Consider the following 19,495-nt stretch of genomic DNA (forward strand, 5'->3'; position numbering starts at 1 on the left):
CTCTCCGTTATTTGAGTATAATAAACGCTATGGCTTATTTAGACGATTAACCAAATGAAATTTAGAACATTTCTAATACTAGCAGTAGTCACACTTTTTGCAGGTTGTGCCACCTATACTGGGCTCAACTATGACCAACTGTTTGGCGAGGCCGAAGTCCGTGACCGGACCGAGCACATTCAATCGGCTCAAAGTGCGTTTTTTATGCACGATGTCAAACCCATCATCGAAAACCGATGTGTGGTTTGTCACGCTTGCTACGACGCGCCATGTCAACTCAAGCTCTCTTCCGTAGAAGGTATTGACCGCGGCGCAAGCAAGACGCTCGTTTATCAAGGGACTCGTCTTACAGCCACGGCACCTACTCGCTTGTTTGAAGATGCGCAAACCACGCAAGAGTGGCGTGATGCAGGCTTTCATCCTGTGCTCAATGAGCGTGCCCAAACTGGTGTTGCCAACATTGATGCTGGCTTGATTGCGCGATTGCTGCAACAAAAGGAGCGTCATCCCCTTCCTCAACAGGACCAGCTTGAAGGATTTGATTTTTCGATTGATCGCGAACAGACCTGTCCGACGATTGAAGAATTTGATCAGTACGAGCGGACCAACCCAAGCTGGGGAATGCCCTTTGGTATGCCCAACCTTTCGGCCAAAGAACACCAAACGCTCATGGCTTGGCTGGAAAATGGCGCGATCATGAACGATCACATTCCGCTCACACGTGATCAGGCGGCGGAGATCACGCGATACGAGCAAATGTTCAATAAGAGTTCGCGTAAAAACCAGCTTGCCGCACGTTATATCTACGAGCATCTTTTTTTATCGCACCTCTATTTCTCTGAGTTAGAGGGGGAACCTCGCTTCTTTACTATGGTTCGTTCGTCCACCCCACCAGGCGAACCCATACAGCGCATTGTCACTCGTCGCCCCTATGATGATCCGGGTGTAGAACGTGTTTACTACCGAATCATTCCCGAGCAAGGCACGATTGTCGATAAGACACACATGCCTTTCGCTCTGAATAGCCAGCGAATGAAGGATTGGAAAGCGTGGTTTATTGACGCAGATTACGTCGTCGAGCAGTTGCCAAGTTACGATCCTGAGATTGCGGCCAACCCAATGAGTGCTTTTATTGACCTCCCAGTGAAAGCACGCTTTAAGTTCATGCTAGATAACGCACAAAACACCATTATGGCTTACATAAAGGGGCCAGTGTGTCGCGGGCAATTGGCGCTGAATGTGATTAACGATCGTTTCTGGGTTTTCTTCCTCGATCCTGACAAAGCGGATATTCCGGAGGTTAACGAGTTTTATCGCTCACAAGCCGATAATCTAAAACTACCGGGCGAACTTGAAAGTAATACCCTACCAGTCACCAATTGGGTCAAATATTCGACACAACAAGCTCGCTATTTAGAAGCAAAATCGGAGTTTATTAACCATTGGTTTAAAAATGGTACGCATCTCAACACCGACATCATATGGGATGGTAATGGCACTAACCCCAATGCCGCATTAACGGTGTTCCGTCACTTTGATAGTGCCTCTGTGGTACAGGGATTGGTGGGTGAGAAGCCCAAAACGGCCTGGGTTCTCGACTACGCTTTGCTAGAACGCATCCACTACTTGTTAGTGGCGGGTTTTGATGTGTATGGCAACTTTGGTCATCAATTAATCACTCGCATGTTTATGGATTTTCTTCGTTTAGAAGGTGAAAGTAATTTCATCGCCTTGTTGCCCGCAGATATGCGCCATCAAGAGCAATCCAGCTGGTATCAACAGCAAAACCGCCAACTGAGCGATTTCTTGCAGCGCAATGTGGCGCCCTTTAGCCAACCAACTAGCGTTGTATATAAAACCGATGATCCTAAGTCCGAGCTGTTTGACATATTACGCCGTCAAGTGAGCCCAATCCTGAATGCACGCTATGAGATTGTCGATACTGGCATGAGCGTGAAAAACGAAGCATTGCTGAAGTCATTGAATTTGGTAAAAGGTGAAAAACTGTTGCCTATCCCGCAAATTACCATGTTGATGGTCAAAGCAGATACTGGGAAAGAGCAGCTTTATACACTGCTTCATAACAATGCACATTTGAACATCTCAAGTTTGTTTAATGAAGAGAAAAATCGTGACCCAGCGAACGACAGTCTCACCATAGTGCGTGGCGTTGTCGGGAGCTACCCTGCGGCATTCTTCTTGTTAAACGAAAACCAAGTGGCTGAGTTCGTCCAAATCATTACTGCAATGAAATCTGAGCAAGACTACGTTAAGTTATTGGATAAATTTGCGATTCGTCGTAGCTCAACCAATTTCTGGTCGTTTAGCGACAAAGTTCATACTTGGTATCGCAACGATCAACCTATCGAATTTGGATTGCTTGACTATAATCGTTTTGAGAACCGATAGCACAACCTAACGTAAAGGAGGTTCCCATGAGTATCCGAGATAGAATCGAAGCTCTGGAGCAACAAATTTACGTCGCTTGTTCTGAAGGTGATTATGACACCGTGAACATGCTAGAGAGCAAATTAGAACGCCTAAGAGGGCGTGTTGAGCATCCATTTGATGACGACCCTAACGCGCTGGATACCCAGTTTGATTGGGACAGCGACAATTAACTGGGTAAATATCGGGCATAAAAAAGCCTCCGTTGATTGACGGAGGCTTTCTTTTTGGCCGGGAGCTGCTTGGAAAACGCTATTGAACCAAGTTCTTCAGTGCGTGATAACTTAGCTCAACGCACTCTTCCAACGCTTCTTTTTCGTTGAGATAGAGGCTGATTGGTGAAGAGTGGGTTTCAATTGTTTTGCACAGCGTCATTAACTTATTTAGACCCAAACTGCCTGCACTGCCCTTAAGTTTGTGGGCTAGCCCTTTAACTTGCGCTTCATTCGCTTCATTGGCAGCGCTCACTAAGGCTTGAAGAATTTCATCGCTGCTGCTTTTGAACAGTTCGATGATTTGTCGCATTTTGTCAGCACCAAGCACCTCCATATCGGAAAGCACCACTTGAGGATCCATCAGATTGCTATTCTGAGATTGAGCAATGCTTGAGCAAACGTCACCGCTCGTTGCCGTGTCTTGACTTTCTACGCACACCAGTACTTTTCCTTCTAACATTTTTTGAATCAGCGCTGAAAGCGCTTCTTTTTCCAGTGGTTTTGCAAGGAAACCGTCAAATCCTGAGGCTAAATAGCTCTCCACTTCCTCATTAAATACGTGAGCAGAAACCGCAACCATAGGTGTTTTTCTCTCACTTGATTGCTCTTGCTGCTTTAAACGTTGGATCAAATCCGTTCCATTACAATCAGGCAGATTGATATCAACTAACGCAATATCAAATGACTGCTGCTCAAACAACATTTGTGCTTCTGCACCATCTTCCGCCATTACCACGGTATGACCCAAGCTACTGAGAAACCCTTCCGCAACAATACGGTTCACAGCGTTGTCTTCAACCAATAGGATCGTCGCTTGTCGGTTTTCAGTTTCGAGCGGACAAACAACGGGCTCAACGGCATCGCAAGGCGTCAAAGGCACGGTGAACCAAAAACGACTGCCTTCTCCCTCTTCCGACGTCATTTCCATCTGCCCACCCATGGCTTGAATGATGCGGCGACTGATCGCCAAACCCAACCCTGTACCACCCGCGGCTTTTTGCCCACCACTGGCTTGGGTAAAGGCATCAAAAAGGGTCGCCTGCTCTTGTTGAGCAATGCCGATACCAGTGTCAGTGACTTCAAACTGCACCACATTCTCCTGCTCAAGATCGAGGCTAACGTAAATATCCACCGCACCTTGATGAGTAAATTTAATCGCATTACCAACAAGATTGTTGAGCACTTGACTGATGCGTGTGACATCGCCACGCCAATAATGGTTAACATCACTCTCGATATGATAGGAGAAGGTCAGCGATTTCTCGGCGGCTCGGCTTTGCATCAGTTGGAAAGTGTCTTCCACCATTTGATGCAACTCGAAGGCGGATTCTCTAATCTCAAGATGCCCAGCTTCAATTTTGGAGTAATCTAAAACATCGTTCAAAATGGCCAGGAGATTTTTACCACTGCGATTGATGATATCGGCATAACGCTTTTGCAACGGATTCAGACCGGAGTCCATCAATAAGCGAGCGGTACCCAGTACGCCGTTCATTGGCGTGCGAATTTCATGGCTCATCGTGGCCAAAAATGCCGATTTCGCTCGGTTTGCTTGTTCTGCTAATGAACGCGCTTTGGCGTGATTGAGCACTTCGTGATTGAGTTTCTCATTGGTCAGTTGTAACTGACGCGTGCGCTCAGTTACAAGCTCTTCTAAGTGTTCTTTGTGCTCTTGAAGCTCTTTTTTCGCTTTGGCTTCCCCTTCAGCAACGATTTTCAGTGCTTGAGCCGTGTTCCTTGCCGTGATGATCGCCTGCCCCATATGCGCCAGCTCGTCATTGCCCCGAACTTGAAGCTCAATATCGAGATTGCCTTGGGCTACTTGCAACAACGCCGCCGAATATTCCGTTAAACGCGTCACCACAGAAACATAAACCACTCGCCAAACAATCACGATGGCGACGATGAGGCCAGCGAGTGAAATCACCGTTAGAATGAGCTGCGCTAAGTTCAGTGTGCGTGTTAGCTCCGACACGGCTTTTGTCGTGGTCTGATTTGAGTCGTCCACAAGCTTATTGACGGTACCGTTGAGCTCAGAAAAAAGCGCGAGGTTTTGCTGCATAAGCTTCTGGGATTCTAGGTTATTTTGGTATTGTTGCCCAAGGATGTTAAACACGACTTGGCGCTTGCCCAACTCAGTAAGTAAGTTGGACATTTGCGCAGAGCGAGTAGGATCTTCCACCGCTTGAACTCGGCGAACCATGATTTTGAGGTTGGCATCAAACTCATTACGCACATCATGAATGCGATCAATATTGGAAAGTGTACGTGCTTCTTCGATCTGGTTGAGCATTTTGAATGCGAGCAGATGCAGCTCATGCAATCGTTCGGAAAGATCAAGGTCAACCTCCACCAAGGCATCAAGCGCTTGGTAAGCTTGAGGAATTTTGTTTGACTCCAATAAGTCATAGATATGTGTCACATTCGCAACCGCAATGGTGCTGGTATTGAGCACTTGAGTGCGCGTCAGTTGTTCAAGCTCTTCGCTGAGCAGACGCATCTCTTCAACTCGGCTATCAATCTCTTTTGCTAACCACAGTTTTTTCTCCACTGATACGCCTAAGTCGGCCAAGTTATCAATCACACTTTGCACATGAGTTTCGAGCCGCTCCAACAGTAGCGGATCAAACGACTCTCCACCGCCAAGCGCTTTAATATGTGAAAGTAGCGACTCCAACTGAGAAAAAAGTTCTTTCCCTGACTGTTTTCGCTCCACTTCATTTTTGGCGTTTGATAAGGTTTGGACCGATGCAATAATACGCGAGCTGAGCTCAGAGACTTGTCTTGCTTCAATCATGGCGGGAATAGCCGTATCAACGACATTGCGCTCTGTTTTTGCCACGAACGAAAAACCCGATACACCAATTAACGCTGATAACATCACCAACATTGCCATGGCGATGAACGAGAGTAACAACTTCCGGCCGATACTCGCTGTTGCTAATAACATATTTTTCTTAACCTTACACAACGGCAAACAGCAGATCAGCATTGGTTCGCCGGGGAGAATACGCTATATTCTGCTACGTAACTTCCAACGATGCCAATGAACCTTGCTGCATGTTAAAGACTAAGCACACTTTTTCGCACTGTTTGCGCAAAACTTTACCACTTTCCCTTCCAATTCTATTTTCTACCCCTGTTTATGCGGCGGAAAAACTCTGTGCGATTTATCCACATTTAAAAGACTCTTACTGGCTTTCTGTCAATTATGGCATGGTGTCTGAAGCGGAGAAGCAAAAGGTCAATCTACGCGTGTTAGAAGCGGGAGGCTACCCAAACACTGCCAAACAGCAGCAACAACTGATGCTATGCAGCAAATGGGGGGCGGATGCTATCTTGCTTGGTACCGTCGACCCCATGGCGTTTAACGAAAACTTGCAACAGTGGACAGGCAGTATTCCCGTTTTCGCAACTGTAAACCAATTGGAGCTCGATGAAACGCAAAGTAAGAATCTGAAAGGCACCGTCGGCGTGGATTGGTATTGGATGGGTCATCAAGCGGGTCAATACTTGGCACAGAAACATCCTGCTGGCTCAGGAACCAAAAATGTCGTGTTATTGTTAGGCCCCAAAAGCAGTGGTGGGACCAAGCCCGTCGATAAAGGCTTTAGAGATGCCATTAAGGGCAGTGATATCCATATCATGGAGAGTTTCTGGGCGGATAACGACAAAGAGTTACAACGTAACTTAGTACAGCAAGCGATCGACACACCCGATGTTGATTATCTCGTTGGCAGTGCGGTGGCAATGGAAGCAGCGATCAGCGAACTACGTAGCGCCAATAAAACAGGCCAGATTGGTTTGATTTCAACTTACCTCAGCCATGGCATTTATCGTGGCCTATTACGCAATAAAATTGAGTTTGCTCCGACGGACCAAATGGTGCTGCAAGGGCGCTTATCGGTGGATCAAGCGGTCAACTATTTACGTCATAAGCCATATCAGATTCACAGCTCACCAACCATTGAGCCTCTAACACCAAACACGCTGAACTTCTCAACTATTGAAGACTCTTTATCGCCATCCGAATACAGGCCAATTTTTGACGTCAAAGCAGTTGAATCTCAGTGACGATTTATGCTTAATTATTTTCGAACCGAATCAGGTAACCATAACGGAAACATTTGATGCAAAAAACAACTCGCACGATGCCAGCGCATAAACACATTGCATTGGTTGCACACGATAACTATAAGCCTGAGCTGCTACGCTGGGTAAAAGAGAACAAAGAAAAATTGCAGAGCCACTTCTTGTATGCCACAGGGACAACTGGCCACATGCTTAGTCGCGAAACCGGGCTTGCGATTAAAAGTATGATCAGCGGCCCAATGGGCGGTGACCAACAGCTTGGCGCTTTAATCTCAGAAGGCAAGATCGATATGCTGATTTTCTTCTGGGATCCACTGAATGCGGTACCACATGATCCGGATGTAAAAGCGCTGCTGCGCATCGCCAGTGTATGGAATATTCCAGTGGCAACCAACCGTGCAACGGCAAAATTCCTTTTTGAATCGCCATTGTTGAATGAAGAAGTTAACGTCGAAATACCTGATTACCAAGCCTATTTGGCAGGCCGCACCTAATTCTTCTTTCTGAGTGCCTCAACAATCACCACCGCTAAAATCGGTGGTTTTGGGATGACAATAAAAATGCCAGCAACTCAGTTGCTGGCATTTTTATTTGTTCTTTCGCGCTGAGTTTACCTTCGCGACCAGACTTATCTAGCTGTTGTGTTTCACCACTGGGTAGTCGTTTTCCAACAGCTCCTGAACAAATCCGGAACCTGCACCACTGTGTGTGATCCAAACCTTCTCTTTGGCGCGAGTTAACGCCACATAAAACAAGCGTCTCTCATCGGCATACGCAAAGGTGTCTGAAGATTGAGTTAGTGCGCCATCAACATGCAGCTGTTTTTTCTTGGCAGGGAACTGCCCTTCATCAACGCAAAGAATAATCACGTAATCCGCTTCTTTGCCCTTACTGGCGTGGCAAGTCATGAAGTTGAGCGACAGGTTTTTGAAGCGTTTGACCCAATCATCATAAAGGTCCGGCTTGTGATAGTGATTGCGACCAAGTAGCAGCACTGATTTCTGCTTGTCCGACTTTCTATCCAACTGATCGAGGATCTTTTCTACCGAGTTACTTGGCGCTGTGTGTACTGCTTTTTGTTTCTGCTGTTTGTGACTCTGCAGCGTTTTCACCAGTTGTCGTGGATTCGCCTGAATAAATCGATTCGCCACCTCTCCAATCATATTATTAAAACGATAAGTGGTATCAAGGTGATGCACCGTTGAGTGCTCAAAGCGCTGTTGGAAACCCGTGGTTAAATCAACATCCGCCCCAGCAAACTGATAAATCGCCTGCCAGTCATCACCGACGGCAAACAGAGAGGCGCCTGGCTGCTGATGGGTTGTCTCGCATAGCGCTTCAACCAAGGCAAGCCGATCGGGTGAAATGTCCTGATATTCGTCGACCATAATGAAACGCCAAGGAGAGACAAACTTCCCTTCTTTGACGTATTTCGTTGCACGACTGATCATGGTTGGAAAATCGATCTGCTCGGTCTCTTTCAGCATTTTTTGCCATGCGCTGAAGCATGGCCAACACAGTGACAGTTCGCTGTTCAAACGCGTGTAGTCTGGTAATTCGACCAAACGCTCTTGGATCTCTTTCTTACTAAAACCTAGTGACGCAAATTGAGTCAGCTGCCTGTCCAGCCAAGCAATCAACTTGGGGTTTTCTGATTGGCTGCCCAACTCATCGTCCCCTGTGAGGTAGGCAATCGGCCATTTGGTTAAATGTTTTTGCCAACGCTTGAAGTTAGTTGGGGTCATCCAATGCTTTTTCAGCCAATCCACACACCATGCTTGACGCAATTTGTCATCCAAAGCGATGGGAGAAATCTCAACAGGCTTACTTTCCACTTGATGAATGATCGACAAGCCTAACTGATGGAAAGTAGACACACTGGTGTTTTGCGCGGCAAGTCCTATTTTATCCACCAAGCGCTGTTTCAGCTCCTGAGCAGCATCACGACCAAACGCCAACAACAGCATTTGTTCATCTGTCGCTTGATGGCTTTGTAATAAATACGCCACCCGGGCGGTCAACACGCTGGTTTTCCCTGAACCTGCCCCAGCCAAGACGAGATTGTGATCATCATTCAGCAACACCGCATGTTGCTGAGAAACATTGAGCGGCGAAGATTCGATTTGATTGAACAACACTTCCCAATTTTGCCTTTCCTGTTCAAGCCAAGACAAATTGCGCAGTTGAATCGCTTGCTCTCCATCAAGTAGCCAGCTTTCCATCGCAGCCACCCGTTCTGGCAGTCGCTGTTTCGCTTCATCAAGCGTCATGTTCATCTCTTTTAATTGACCATGAACATCGCGAACCCAAGTGTCTACGGTTGAATGCGGTAAATAAGCCGGTAAATAGATTAAACGGTGTAACCCGTCTTCCCAAATCGGCAAATACTGACTCAATTGGCGACATTGCTGATCGTGCCACTGTTGATATTGCTCCACCGCATTCCGAGCAAATTGTTTGCACTCTGGCCATGGAAGACCTTGTACCAGCCAGCTCTGCTGCTTACCTTCGACCGGATGCGCAAAAAACTGCAACGCCCCCCAAAACAAGCCTCGTTTTACGTGAATCTCACCATTCCAAACCGTAAATGGAATGTGCTCCTCGCTTCCGACCGATACCAAGAGGAGAGACTGACCTTGCAATTCGACATGGTGATACTCTTTTTGGATAAAAAACTGGGCGGTTTTATTGGCCGTTAGCAGCATGGATTCATTTCTCTTGCTTCTGAAATCAAGGGTTTCAGGGTTATACCATTTTGTAACTGGAAAATGTAGCCATTAATCCCTATCAAGCAGCAGCGAGTGGAGAAATACTAAGCAGGCAAAACTTTTTATGTGTTCAAGTCATATTGTTAATGTTGGTTTCTGCTACACTGCCGAATAACTCGTTCATGCTTATTTACACAGGAAAACCGTGAACTTACGTTTCAAACTCCGTCACTTTTGGGCCAATAAAACCATTAGCTATAGTGTATTGATCCTCATCACTTTGCTCGGTGTTGTCGTACCAGCTTGGTACTACGAACAAAATACCTTGATCACGCCTTTAATCCTCGGTGTTATTGCCGCCGCTTTGGCGGAAAGTGATGACAGTTTTAGCGGCAGAATAAAAGCCGTGTTGCTCACGTTTATCTGTTTTGCTATCGCGGCTTTTTCGATTGAGCTTCTCTTTAATACACCATGGCTCTTTGCTATTGGGCTCTTTGTTTCTACCTTTGGCTTTATTATGTTGGGCGCAGTTGGCCCTAAATACGCCAGCATCGCCTTTGGCTCTTTGCTTATCGCAATCTATGCCATGCTCGGAGCACACCAGAGTGTCAATATTTGGTTTCAGCCATTATTGCTACTCTCAGGCGCCGCATGGTACTACTTTATGTCGATGGTTTGGCAAATCCTCTGGCCCATGCAGCCAGTCCAGCAAAGCCTAGCCAACGTTTTTCACCAGTTGGCCAATTATCTTGATGCAAAGGCGCAACTCTTCCATCCCGTAACCAACATGACACCTCAACCGATGCGCATTAACGCCGCAAGCCTCAATGCCCGGACGGTTAATGCACTCAATAACTGTAAACAGACGTTGCTGAGCCGCTCGAAACGAGGTCATATTGATGGGCCAAGTGACCGCTTCCTTAATATTTACTTTATTGCGCAGGATATTCACGAGCGAGTCAGCTCGAGCCATTACCGCTATCAAGATCTTGCTGTGCAGTTCGAGCGGTCAGATATTTTGTTCCGCTTTAAGTATTTGCTTGAGGCGCAAGCGACCGCCTGTCGAGAAATTGCCGAATCGTTGCGCTTAGGCAACGAGTATAACCACGCGTCTCACTCCATTCTGGCTTTGGCAGAGCTACAAAACGCATTGAGCTACCTCCAAGAGCAAAAAAATCCAAAATGGTCTCATCTTCTCGGCCAACTTAACTACTTGTTCAATAACCTCGCTACCGTTGAAAAGCAGTTTAATAACATCAGTAATCCTGATGCGGAAAAATTGGAAGAAAATTTGCTGGACGATACGAATCCGCATACTCTTAAAGCCATGTTTCAGCGCATTCGGGCCAACTTCAACAAAGACTCGATGCTGTTTCGTCACGCCATTCGTATGGCGATAGCATTGACTGCCGGTTATGGCGTGATCTATGGATTCGAGATTGAAAGAGGCTATTGGATCCTATTAACCACTTTGTTTGTTTGCCAACCAAACTACAGCGCAACAAAACAAAAGCTGGTTGCACGTATTGCAGGCACTTTTGCTGGCTTACTTATCGGTGTTCCCCTACTCACGTTTTTCCCATCGCAAGAAAGCCAATTGGTGTTTATCGTCCTCTCTGGCGTGCTCTTTTTTGCCTTTAGGATTAATAACTACGGATTTGCGACTGGTTTCATCACCCTACTCGTGCTCTTTTGCTTCAACCAGTTGGGCGAAGGTTATGCGGTCGTATTGCCTCGGTTGGCCGATACGCTCATCGGTTGTGCACTTGCCGTTGCTGCTGTGGTTTTGATTCTGCCTGACTGGCAGTCTCGTCGCTTACACAAAGTGATGTCTGATGCGATAGACGCCAACAAGCAGTACTTACTGCAAATCATTGGTCAGTACCGGATTGGTAAAAAAGATAGCCTCGCTTATCGTATCGCACGTCGCGATGCGCATAACCAAGATGCCAATCTTTCGTCTGCGATCAGTAACATGCTGATCGAGCCTGGGAAGTATCAGACAGCGGTCGATGAGAGCTTCCGTTTTCTCACACTTAATCATGCCATGCTAAGCTACATCTCTGCCCTTGGAGCTCACCGCACTCGCTTGGATGACGAATCCACACATCAATTGGTACTCGACGCGCACCGAACAATCCACCAGCACTTAGAGACGCTTCAATCTCAGTTGTACAATCGTTGTGATGATTGTGATGTCGACACAAGTAACGCCGCGGACTTGGAAAAGCGATTGAGTGAATGGCGTGAAGATGACGAAGGCAGTGCTCGCATGGTACTTCAACAACTGCACTTAATTTATCGAATGATGCCAGAGTTACACTCATTAGCCAGTAAGCTTGCAGTACGCACGCAGTAACCAAACATTCCACTTCATTTTTCGGTGATAAACGGCCTATTAGCGCCGTTTATCACCTTTCAACCACGCCCATTCTATACCGTCCAGTTTTACCGTGCCCTGACATTTTCCGGACAATAAAACAGCGTTCATCCAGTACATTGCTCATTATTCACTCGTTGTGATGGACAACACCGTAATGAATGATGAGCAAAAAAAACGATACAGATCGGTGATTAACATGAAACAAACTGATTTCGAAAGATTGCGTGACGAGCTTAAAAGGCTGTCTCCTCTTCAGTTACAACATTTGCAAGGCGACATTCAACTTGCCTTGCTAAAGAAGGACAATGACATTCTAAGCCTTGAAGAGCGTGATGCATTGGCTAAGTTATTTGTTTAAGAAGAGATTATCTAAACACGATTTTGCTAGCATAGTTGCCACCATTGTCAAATCCAACTATGCTTAAGACAGGTTAATTAGCGAGCGTTTTAACCATGCCAATTTCAGGAGTTCAATCCGGTTATCAACTCATTCAGCAATCCAGTAAGATGGCTGAAGAGGCAGCGTTGGAAGTGAACCAAGCAAACGGAAATCCTACCTCTAATGAGCTCGCTTTTAATCGTGTCGAATTTGATCGTCAACCTGAAGAAAAAACCACTCAAGCACCACCCACAGATCACAACGAAGCTTTGATGAAACTGAGCCAAGCCAGTAGTTATAACCGTATTGGTGCGAGCGTTATTGAACGAAACAACGATGTGATTGGTAGCCTATTGGATATCCAAGTGTGACCATTTGTTACGCTTACCACCTTGTTTACTCTCCCTGATTCAGTAGAATCGACGCTTCCTTTTTCTTGCTGACAGACTTATGCCCGTTAAAACTACGCAAAATAAAAATATTCATACCGCACTTCGCTGTCTAGATAGCGCCCAACAAATAGAGCAAAAACTCAACCCCAATTACGCACCACCAAAACGTACCTTACCCAAGAGCCCCTTTATTAGTGATAAAACCCTAAAGAAGCGTTGGGATGTGGTGAACTGTCATGCCACTCAAGACCAATTATTAGATCAACATACTCTTGAACACATGACGCTCTATCAAAAGAACATTGAGCACTTTGTCGGTACGGTGAAGGTCCCTGTTGGGCTAGCGGGACCATTGCGCGTAAATGGCTTATTTGCCAGCGATGATTATTTGATCCCCCTTGCCACGACAGAGGCCGCTTTGGTAGCTTCCTATTCACGTGGGGCCCATCTCATTACCGCAGCCGGCGGAGCAACGGCCATGCTAGTGAATGAAGGCGTGACACGCACCCCCGTATTTGCATTCACGAACTTAGTCTCCGCGGGTCAGTTTGTCGCTTGGGTGACCACCCACTACGATCGTTTTAAGCAAATCGCCGAATCCACGACTTCGCATGGTACGCTCAGTGACATCAATATCAACATGGAAGGCAATCATGTCTACCTAATGTTTGAATACCAAACAGGCGACGCCTCTGGGCAAAATATGGTGACCATCGCCACCAACGCCGTATTTCAATCGATATTGGAAACCTGCCCCATCGACATTAAAGAAGCCTTTCTAGATGGCAATCTCTCAGGAGATAAGAAAGCAAACAGCAAAACACTGACAAGCGTTCGCGGGAAAAAGGTGATCGCCGAAGTGACCCTTTCCCGCGAGATGGTTGAAAAGTATTTGCATACTACGCCGGAAAAAATGGTCAAATTCGGCCAGATGACAACGACGGGTGCGGCATTGAGTGGAGGAATTGGTGTTAATGCCCATTACGCCAATGCGTTAACGGCACTCTATTTGGCTTGTGGACAAGATGCCGCTTGCGTGGCCGAATCAGCCATTGGCATTACCCGAATGGAACTTGCCGCCGATGGGCACTTATATGCCAGCGTGACACTGCCAAACCTGATGGTCGGAACCGTTGGTGGCGGCACTGGCCTACCAAGCCAAAAAGCCTGTCTAGACATTTTAGGCCTTTATGGACAAGGCAACGCGCGTGCATTGGCTGAAGTTTGTGCTGCACTTTGCTTGGCCGGAGAGCTTTCGATTGTTGGTGCTTTTGCCGCTGGGCATTTTTCTCGCGCGCACCACAAACTGGCTCGCTAAAGCAATATGCTCTCTAAAACGGCTGTTTCTCACGGCTTAATCACTATGAATTAAGCCGTGAAGCGCAAACTCCCAGACAATCAACCTCTTAGCATTCAAAGAAAAGCCACTATGATCGCGACAAAGGCCGGCAAGATAGAAAACCACTTATGTCCTTTTTCTTTGCACTCCCGACGGTGACACATGGCAATCTGAATCGGGGCAGAAAAAAACATCATAATCAAATAGCTCACTGCATAGGTTTGCCCGACTAGAATAAGAAAAACAGCATGCAATGCGATGTGCAATAAAGCATACGCCTTTTCTACTTTCATTTTTACGATCAATAACAGCGAAAACAACACAGCAATCAAAATAGACATAAATAACACTTATCAATAATAGTTCTCATTCGCAATACTATATCAGTGTAAATTCTCTGTCCAACTATCGTTTCAATAGGCAAAAAAGATAACTTCTCCCCCACCAACACCCCCATGCTATTGAGCAAACGAATGATTACGTTATTGATGTTTTTCTTTCTAAACGTTTGCGTAATCGCTAACCTTCTCTTAACCTTGAATTGAGGCTTTCATCACGGATTTTCCATTGATATAGTGCACTTAACGAAAACAAAATTAGACCATTCGAGGCATGGAGCTTCCTCACTTATCTCAAGAAGAGAAGAATTGGTACCGACATATTCGGCAAGATTTAAGAGGGTCAAATTATGGAAATGAATATGGTTGAAATTCTAGGCTACGCAGCTTCAATCATGGTTGCAATCTCACTAATGATGAAGGACATCGTTCGTCTGCGCGTTTTAAACTTCATCGGTTGTGCACTGTTCACTGCATACGGTCTAATGATTGACGCATGGCCAGTGGTTGTGACTAACGGCTTTATTGCGTGTGTCAACGTCTACTTCCTAGCCAAAATGCAGCAGGAAAAAAAAACTCTAACGCCTGAAAAAGCGTAATTTTATAGAGTGCTAAATTGCTTAAAAAGCCCCTAAGGGGCTTTTTTCGTTGGTCGGATTCATTTTAAAAAAACTTACCTAGGTTACCAAGGCCTTCAAACGCCATTTTGGCGTTGCGCCACATACCATTGCCAAACCCGTCACGAGGAGTACAATCAACTAAAACCGCGAAATGAGACAACACGATGAACATAGGTGCTATTGCAAAATTAACCGGATTATCAAGCAAATCCATTCGCATGTACGAAGAAAAAGGCATTATTTCACCGCCGCTACGCAGTGACGCCGGCTATCGCGAATATGGGCAAAAGCACATTGTTGAACTCAATCTGGTATCACGCGCTAAAAATGCAGGGTTTTCTCTCCAAGAGTGTAAAGAATTTGTTCAGCTAGCACAAAACCCTAACCGTAAAAGCAGCGAAGTCAAAGAGAAGACCAAAGAAAAACTGGCTGAAATTGAACAGAAGTTGGCGCATTTGCACGAGATAAAAAAACAGTTGGAAAGTTGGGTTTCCTCCTGCCCTGGTAACTCAGATAGTCATTGCCCGATAATCGAAGAGCTCACTAAATAGCAAGGCTTTTGCCATCGCCTCCTCATCTCGGAGGCGACTTACTCACGAGTTTAGAAATAGGTACACATACGTTTACCGTCGCGTTCAATGACACTAAACGGGGTTTCGTAGATCTGCTCAAGCACCGCTTCTTCAATCACCTCTTCAACACTACCACTGGCGACAATTTGACCTTTTTTCAAAGCAATAATTTGGTCGGAATAACACGCCGCAAAGTTAATGTCGTGGATCACCACCACCACGGCCTTGTTCATCTCTTTGGCCAATCGACAAATCGTCTGCATGATCTGCTTTGAATGGCGGATATCCAGATTGTTCAGTGGTTCATCAAGGAAAACATAATCGGTATCTTGGGCTATCACCATGGCAATAAAAGCGAGCTGCCGCTGCCCTCCACTGAGTTCATCGAGATATTTGTCTTGGATATCACTGAGATCAAGATACTGAATCGCGCGGTCAATCTGTTGTTGATCTTGTGCCGTCAATCGACCGCCAGAATGAGGAAAACGGCCAAAGGCCACCATTTCTCGAACAGTAAATCGCATCGTAATGCTGTTTGCTTGGCGTAAAACAGCCAATTTCTTCGCAAGGACTTTGTTGTCCCACGTTTGAATCTCTTTCCCTTCGATCAACACCGCCCCGCCATCACGATCAAGCAAACGCGAAGCCATCGACAGCAGTGTACTTTTACCGGCCCCATTCGGCCCAATAATGGAGGTGACACTTCCTTTTTCAAATTGACCACTGGCTGCCGACACAACAGCAAACTTGCCAAAATGTTTAGTGAGTTTATCTAGAACAATCATTGCCTACCTACACAATACGATTTCGCAGCAACATCGACATGAAATAGATGCCACCCACAAAGTTGATGATTACGCTGAGTGTTGTTTGAAATGTTAAGACGTTTTCCACCAGCCATTGACCGGCTAACAGCAGTGTGACGCCCAAAATGGCGCAGCCGGGCAATAGCTGGGCATGACGATAAGTGTGAAACATCTCCCTGGCCAAGTTGGTCACGAGTAGACCAAAGAACAAGATTGGCCCGATTAGCGCAGTGGCTACGGCAATTAAAACGGCACTTAACATCAGCACCTGCTTGGTTACTTGACGAACATTCACCCCCAAACTGGTGGCGTTATCTTTATCTAACCAACACACATCCATGACAGCATGCATGTGATACATAAGCAGCGATGCAATCAACAAAATTGGTGCCGTAAAGTAAACCAGTTGGGTATCAATATTGTTGAAGCTCGCAAACATACTGGCTTGAACCGTCGCGTAATCATTAGGATCCATGATCAAAACAAAGAAGGAGGCAACGTTAGAGAAGAGTTGGCCGACAACTAAGCCCACCAATAATAAAGTAATCAGATTTTTCTCTTTTCCTCGGAAATAAAAACCGAATAACGCCATAGAGAACAAAACCATGGCCACGACGGAGAGCCCAAAATTCAAGTAGGCGTTAAGCACATACTGGCTCAAACCGCCGAAGACCACCACAATGATGACTTGCACCAATAAATAGAGAGAATCAAATCCCAAGATTCCCGGTGTCAGTATGCGATTGTGCGTCACGGTCTGAAACAGAAGCGATGCTTGAGAAATCGCAACACCTGCTAACACCATCGCCAGCACTTTGGGGATACGGCGAGAGAGAAAGTATTGATAATTGTCCAGTGTGAGTCCTTTGCCCAAAAACAGAGTCACCATCACTAGGCTTATCGCCAGCAGAAGCCACATTTTGCTACGATCAGACACCTTGCTTCCCTCTCAAGATCAGATAGATAAACACAGCGCCACCCAAAATGGCAATCACCATGGAAATGGGCACTTCATAAGGGAAAATAATCAAGCGGCCAAGCAAGTCACAACCAAGCACCAGCAAGCCGCCATATAGGGCAGTCAGAGGGATATTGCGGCGTAAATTATCGCCATAAAAATAGCTCACCAGATTTGGCACAATCAGCCCCAAGAAAGGCAATTGCCCGACGATCATGACGACACTGGCGGAAAGTACCGAGACCAACAGAACACCAATCACCACCACCTGCTGATAGTTCAAACCAAGGTTGAGAGCGAAGTCCTTACCTAAGCCTGCAGCGGAAATTCTTGTCGCATAGAGATAGCTGAATATTCCCACCGGAAGCGCAATGTAGAGCAGTTCGTAATCACCTTGCAAAAGGTTGGCGAAATTGGCGACAGACCAAGCAGAGAGGTTTTGCAGCAAGTCATACCGATAGGCAATAAACGTTGCCAGTGAATCAATGATGTTGCCAAAAATGATGCCGATTAGAGGAATAAACACGGCATTTTTGAACTGTATTCGTTGGACAAACGTGACAAACAACCATGTTCCACCCATTGCAAAACTGAAGATCAGTAACCAACTGTCCCCTTTGCCAAAAAACACTAAGCTGACGATGTAGCCCAACATGGCACATTCAATCGTGCCGGACGTCGATGGTGCAGCAAATCGGTTTTGGCTGATTTGCTGCATAATCAAGCCCGCGATACTTAAACCCGCACCAGAAAGCAGTATCGCCAGCAGGCGAGGTAAACGGCTCGTCACGAGCAAATGAAGCGCCTGCGTGTCCCCAGACAACAACATCGCTGGTGTAAGATCCCCTACGCCGACAAACACCGACGCGAAGGACAGCAAAAACAGAGCCAGCAATAACTTTTTCACTCTGCCTCCACGAAAGAAGAGCAAAAGGCCCATGCTTGTTTGCTTCGACTTGACGATTGATTATCTGGCCCAAAAGCGGCGAAGGAGATGCCAAAGATTGCTGTTTCAGCTACCTCTACCCCGAACTCACGGTGGGAAGCGGGTATCATTCGGCGATGGGGATCTCTATCCATGTACTTAATACCAATTGAGAAGTGTTATCATGCGCATTCGCAATATACAGATTCACTCATGAGTATTCAACTGGTTAAACAAGATGAGGCCGTCGCATTTGAGTTTAAAGCGACAAATTACGCCTTTTTGTTGTCTGGCAATGCGTTAGTTTGCGTGTGGAAGCGCGCTTTAGGCATGAAGAAGCCACAAGCCTCGCGCTTAGCGAAGGTAGGTTGTTCCCACGCCCCACATAAATCTTTGACGTTTTCTTTAGCACGACAAAAGTGTCGGCATTTACCGCAAGTCTCCATTCCTGCTCCTTGTAACGATATTTAGCCCTTGTGATTCTACCTTCGCTGACACGAGGTACATCCACGGCATGCTTGACGTGTGTGTGGGTTCAAGCGACCCCGTTGTACTTTGCAATAGGCGTTTTTGAGTGCTCTTCTTGCCGAGAACCAATCGTCCGGTTTAGTTAGAATTAAGTATCCGTTAAAGCGTTTAACCAGTTCACTGCGATACTCATCAATAAAACGGCTGTCATAGCCGATGTCAAAATAGTCTAGTGCTTGCTCAATGCAAGTGAAACTGGCGATGACGTCTTGTATCGATGGTTTGCTCATAGGAAGTATGCTTGTCAATTTTGCGCAGTGTAGACCTATCGCCGTTTCACTTCTTTGACTTAGACCAACTCCACTTCAACTACATTTTTCATCAATTGATTCAACAAATTGCAACATAGATCGCTACAAACCAGCGACATCGCAGGCTACACTCCCTCCCCATCGCGAAAGGAGCTAAAACGATGAAATATTTCGAACAATTACTCGAAGTGGTCCGACGTAAGGCGAAGTACGATCAAAGTAACTCTTGGTATTTGGGGCCACATACCTATCTCAACGAACTGAAAAAGGAAGTCGACGAAGTGTTCGATGAGATCCCGCGAGAGCGTACGTGTTACTTAGAAGATGAACTGGCGGATGTGCTCTGGGATTACCTGAATGCGATCGTAGCGCTCGAAAAAGAATCGGAGATCCGCTTAGATTCAATATTGCACCGAGCCTATATCAAATATAGCCAACGCGTCACGGCGATTGAATCCGGTACTGACTGGGCAGATATAAAAGAGGCGCAAAAACAAGTTCTTGAACAAGAATACGCTCAATCTTCTCGCTAATGTCTAGG

The 19,495-nt window shown here is 46.2% G+C and carries 19 protein-coding genes; 12 read left to right on the plus strand and 7 right to left on the minus strand.

Going from position 1 to position 19,495, the window contains the following annotated elements; all coding sequences use genetic code 11:
* Nucleotides 1-54: 54 nt before the first annotated feature.
* Nucleotides 55-2,409, plus strand: a complete 2,355-nt coding sequence (locus tag AOT11_RS22145; RefSeq protein WP_017422590.1) for a fatty acid cis/trans isomerase — start codon at nt 55-57, stop codon at nt 2,407-2,409.
* Nucleotides 2,410-2,435: 26 nt separating this feature from the next.
* Nucleotides 2,436-2,621, plus strand: coding sequence for a hypothetical protein (locus tag AOT11_RS22150; protein WP_011081109.1), 186 nt, complete (start codon nt 2,436-2,438; stop codon nt 2,619-2,621).
* Between the two features lie 79 nt (nt 2,622-2,700).
* Here the strand turns inward: AOT11_RS22150 and torS are convergent, their stop codons facing one another.
* Nucleotides 2,701-5,613 (minus strand): TMAO reductase system sensor histidine kinase/response regulator TorS, encoded by a 2,913-nt coding sequence (gene torS / locus AOT11_RS22155; protein ID WP_026050715.1) that lies wholly within the window; start codon nt 5,611-5,613, stop codon nt 2,701-2,703.
* Nucleotides 5,614-5,723: 110 nt separating this feature from the next.
* On the opposite strand from torS, the gene torT reads away from it, so the two are divergent.
* Both torT and AOT11_RS22165 read left to right on the plus strand, forming a co-directional pair.
* Nucleotides 5,724-6,737, plus strand: a complete 1,014-nt coding sequence (gene torT / locus AOT11_RS22160; protein ID WP_017422588.1) for a TMAO reductase system periplasmic protein TorT — start codon at nt 5,724-5,726, stop codon at nt 6,735-6,737.
* Between the two features lie 56 nt (nt 6,738-6,793).
* Nucleotides 6,794-7,249 carry a methylglyoxal synthase gene (locus AOT11_RS22165; RefSeq protein WP_017422587.1) on the plus strand — a complete coding sequence of 152 codons (456 nt, stop codon included), beginning with the start codon at nt 6,794-6,796 and terminating at the stop codon, nt 7,247-7,249.
* A 138-nt stretch (nt 7,250-7,387) separates the two neighbouring features.
* On the opposite strand, the gene helD is transcribed toward AOT11_RS22165, so the two are convergent.
* Complete coding sequence (gene helD / locus AOT11_RS22170; RefSeq protein ID WP_017422586.1) at nt 7,388-9,460, minus strand: DNA helicase IV; 2,073 nt, start codon at nt 9,458-9,460, stop codon at nt 7,388-7,390.
* A 208-nt stretch (nt 9,461-9,668) separates the two neighbouring features.
* Between helD and yccS the strand changes: the two genes are divergently transcribed.
* From yccS to AOT11_RS22190, 4 genes are all read left to right on the plus strand, one after another.
* Entirely contained in the window at nt 9,669-11,822 is a 2,154-nt protein-coding gene (gene yccS / locus AOT11_RS22175) for a YccS family putative transporter (RefSeq protein ID WP_017422585.1), read from the plus strand.
* A 220-nt stretch (nt 11,823-12,042) separates the two neighbouring features.
* On the plus strand, nt 12,043-12,204 hold the full coding sequence (locus AOT11_RS22180; protein WP_223848361.1) for a hypothetical protein: 162 nt from the start codon (nt 12,043-12,045) through the stop codon (nt 12,202-12,204).
* A gap of 95 nt (nt 12,205-12,299) precedes the next feature.
* Nucleotides 12,300-12,596 carry a hypothetical protein gene (locus AOT11_RS22185; RefSeq protein ID WP_017422583.1) on the plus strand — a complete coding sequence of 99 codons (297 nt, stop codon included), beginning with the start codon at nt 12,300-12,302 and terminating at the stop codon, nt 12,594-12,596.
* Nucleotides 12,597-12,675: 79 nt separating this feature from the next.
* A complete protein-coding gene (locus AOT11_RS22190; protein ID WP_017422582.1) occupies nt 12,676-13,935 on the plus strand; it encodes a hydroxymethylglutaryl-CoA reductase in 1,260 nt (419 codons plus the stop codon).
* Nucleotides 13,936-14,030: 95 nt separating this feature from the next.
* On the opposite strand, the gene AOT11_RS22195 is transcribed toward AOT11_RS22190, so the two are convergent.
* Nucleotides 14,031-14,297: a hypothetical protein gene (locus AOT11_RS22195; protein WP_017422581.1), complete on the minus strand. Its 267-nt coding sequence runs from the start codon at nt 14,295-14,297 to the stop codon at nt 14,031-14,033.
* Nucleotides 14,298-14,644: 347 nt separating this feature from the next.
* Here AOT11_RS22195 and AOT11_RS22200 point away from each other — a divergent pair, with 347 nt between their 5' ends.
* Both AOT11_RS22200 and cueR read left to right on the plus strand, forming a co-directional pair.
* Entirely contained in the window at nt 14,645-14,893 is a 249-nt protein-coding gene (locus tag AOT11_RS22200) for a YgjV family protein (protein WP_017422580.1), read from the plus strand.
* A 185-nt stretch (nt 14,894-15,078) separates the two neighbouring features.
* A complete protein-coding gene (gene cueR / locus AOT11_RS22205) occupies nt 15,079-15,465 on the plus strand; it encodes a Cu(I)-responsive transcriptional regulator (RefSeq protein WP_017422578.1) in 387 nt (128 codons plus the stop codon).
* A 50-nt stretch (nt 15,466-15,515) separates the two neighbouring features.
* Here the strand turns inward: cueR and vctC are convergent, their stop codons facing one another.
* The 3 genes from vctC to vctD are packed head-to-tail and all read right to left on the minus strand — an operon-like array spanning nt 15,516 to nt 18,157.
* Nucleotides 15,516-16,271 carry an iron chelate ABC transporter ATP-binding protein VctC gene (gene vctC, locus AOT11_RS22210; RefSeq protein ID WP_017422577.1) on the minus strand — a complete coding sequence of 252 codons (756 nt, stop codon included), beginning with the start codon at nt 16,269-16,271 and terminating at the stop codon, nt 15,516-15,518.
* Between the two features lie 7 nt (nt 16,272-16,278).
* On the minus strand, nt 16,279-17,229 hold the full coding sequence (locus AOT11_RS22215) for an iron chelate uptake ABC transporter family permease subunit (RefSeq protein ID WP_017422576.1): 951 nt from the start codon (nt 17,227-17,229) through the stop codon (nt 16,279-16,281).
* A complete protein-coding gene (gene vctD / locus AOT11_RS22220; protein WP_026050717.1) occupies nt 17,222-18,157 on the minus strand; it encodes an iron chelate uptake ABC transporter permease subunit VctD in 936 nt (311 codons plus the stop codon). The genes AOT11_RS22215 and vctD overlap by 8 nt, the downstream gene beginning before the upstream one ends.
* Nucleotides 18,158-18,388: 231 nt before the next feature.
* Between vctD and AOT11_RS23655 the strand changes: the two genes are divergently transcribed.
* Nucleotides 18,389-18,646, plus strand: a complete 258-nt coding sequence (locus AOT11_RS23655; protein WP_162268210.1) for a hypothetical protein — start codon at nt 18,389-18,391, stop codon at nt 18,644-18,646.
* A gap of 11 nt (nt 18,647-18,657) precedes the next feature.
* Here AOT11_RS23655 and nifW read toward each other — a convergent pair whose 3' ends face one another.
* Nucleotides 18,658-18,933, minus strand: a complete 276-nt coding sequence (gene nifW / locus AOT11_RS22225; protein WP_011081094.1) for a nitrogenase-stabilizing/protective NifW family protein — start codon at nt 18,931-18,933, stop codon at nt 18,658-18,660.
* A 182-nt stretch (nt 18,934-19,115) separates the two neighbouring features.
* On the opposite strand from nifW, the gene AOT11_RS22230 reads away from it, so the two are divergent.
* Nucleotides 19,116-19,487 (plus strand): MazG nucleotide pyrophosphohydrolase domain-containing protein, encoded by a 372-nt coding sequence (locus AOT11_RS22230; protein ID WP_017422573.1) that lies wholly within the window; start codon nt 19,116-19,118, stop codon nt 19,485-19,487.
* Nucleotides 19,488-19,495 lie beyond the last annotated feature (8 nt).

Origin of the sequence: Vibrio vulnificus NBRC 15645 = ATCC 27562 (assembly GCF_002224265.1) — a bacterium.
GTDB lineage: Bacteria > Pseudomonadota > Gammaproteobacteria > Enterobacterales > Vibrionaceae > Vibrio > Vibrio vulnificus.

Coding starts and splice junctions, on each gene's coding strand:
- AOT11_RS22145 (WP_017422590.1), top strand. CDS start 55: ATGAAATTTAGAACATTTCTAATACTAGCAGTAGTCACACTTTTTGCA.
- AOT11_RS22150 (WP_011081109.1), top strand. CDS start 2,436: ATGAGTATCCGAGATAGAATCGAAGCTCTGGAGCAACAAATTTACGTC.
- torS (WP_026050715.1), bottom strand. CDS start 5,613: ATGTTATTAGCAACAGCGAGTATCGGCCGGAAGTTGTTACTCTCGTTC.
- torT (WP_017422588.1), top strand. CDS start 5,724: ATGTTAAAGACTAAGCACACTTTTTCGCACTGTTTGCGCAAAACTTTA.
- AOT11_RS22165 (WP_017422587.1), top strand. CDS start 6,794: ATGCAAAAAACAACTCGCACGATGCCAGCGCATAAACACATTGCATTG.
- helD (WP_017422586.1), bottom strand. CDS start 9,460: ATGCTGCTAACGGCCAATAAAACCGCCCAGTTTTTTATCCAAAAAGAG.
- AOT11_RS22180 (WP_223848361.1), top strand. CDS start 12,043: ATGAAACAAACTGATTTCGAAAGATTGCGTGACGAGCTTAAAAGGCTG.
- AOT11_RS22185 (WP_017422583.1), top strand. CDS start 12,300: ATGCCAATTTCAGGAGTTCAATCCGGTTATCAACTCATTCAGCAATCC.
- AOT11_RS22190 (WP_017422582.1), top strand. CDS start 12,676: ATGCCCGTTAAAACTACGCAAAATAAAAATATTCATACCGCACTTCGC.
- AOT11_RS22195 (WP_017422581.1), bottom strand. CDS start 14,297: ATGTCTATTTTGATTGCTGTGTTGTTTTCGCTGTTATTGATCGTAAAA.
- AOT11_RS22200 (WP_017422580.1), top strand. CDS start 14,645: ATGGAAATGAATATGGTTGAAATTCTAGGCTACGCAGCTTCAATCATG.
- cueR (WP_017422578.1), top strand. CDS start 15,079: ATGAACATAGGTGCTATTGCAAAATTAACCGGATTATCAAGCAAATCC.
- vctC (WP_017422577.1), bottom strand. CDS start 16,271: ATGATTGTTCTAGATAAACTCACTAAACATTTTGGCAAGTTTGCTGTT.
- AOT11_RS23655 (WP_162268210.1), top strand. CDS start 18,389: ATGAGTATTCAACTGGTTAAACAAGATGAGGCCGTCGCATTTGAGTTT.
- nifW (WP_011081094.1), bottom strand. CDS start 18,933: ATGAGCAAACCATCGATACAAGACGTCATCGCCAGTTTCACTTGCATT.
- AOT11_RS22230 (WP_017422573.1), top strand. CDS start 19,116: ATGAAATATTTCGAACAATTACTCGAAGTGGTCCGACGTAAGGCGAAG.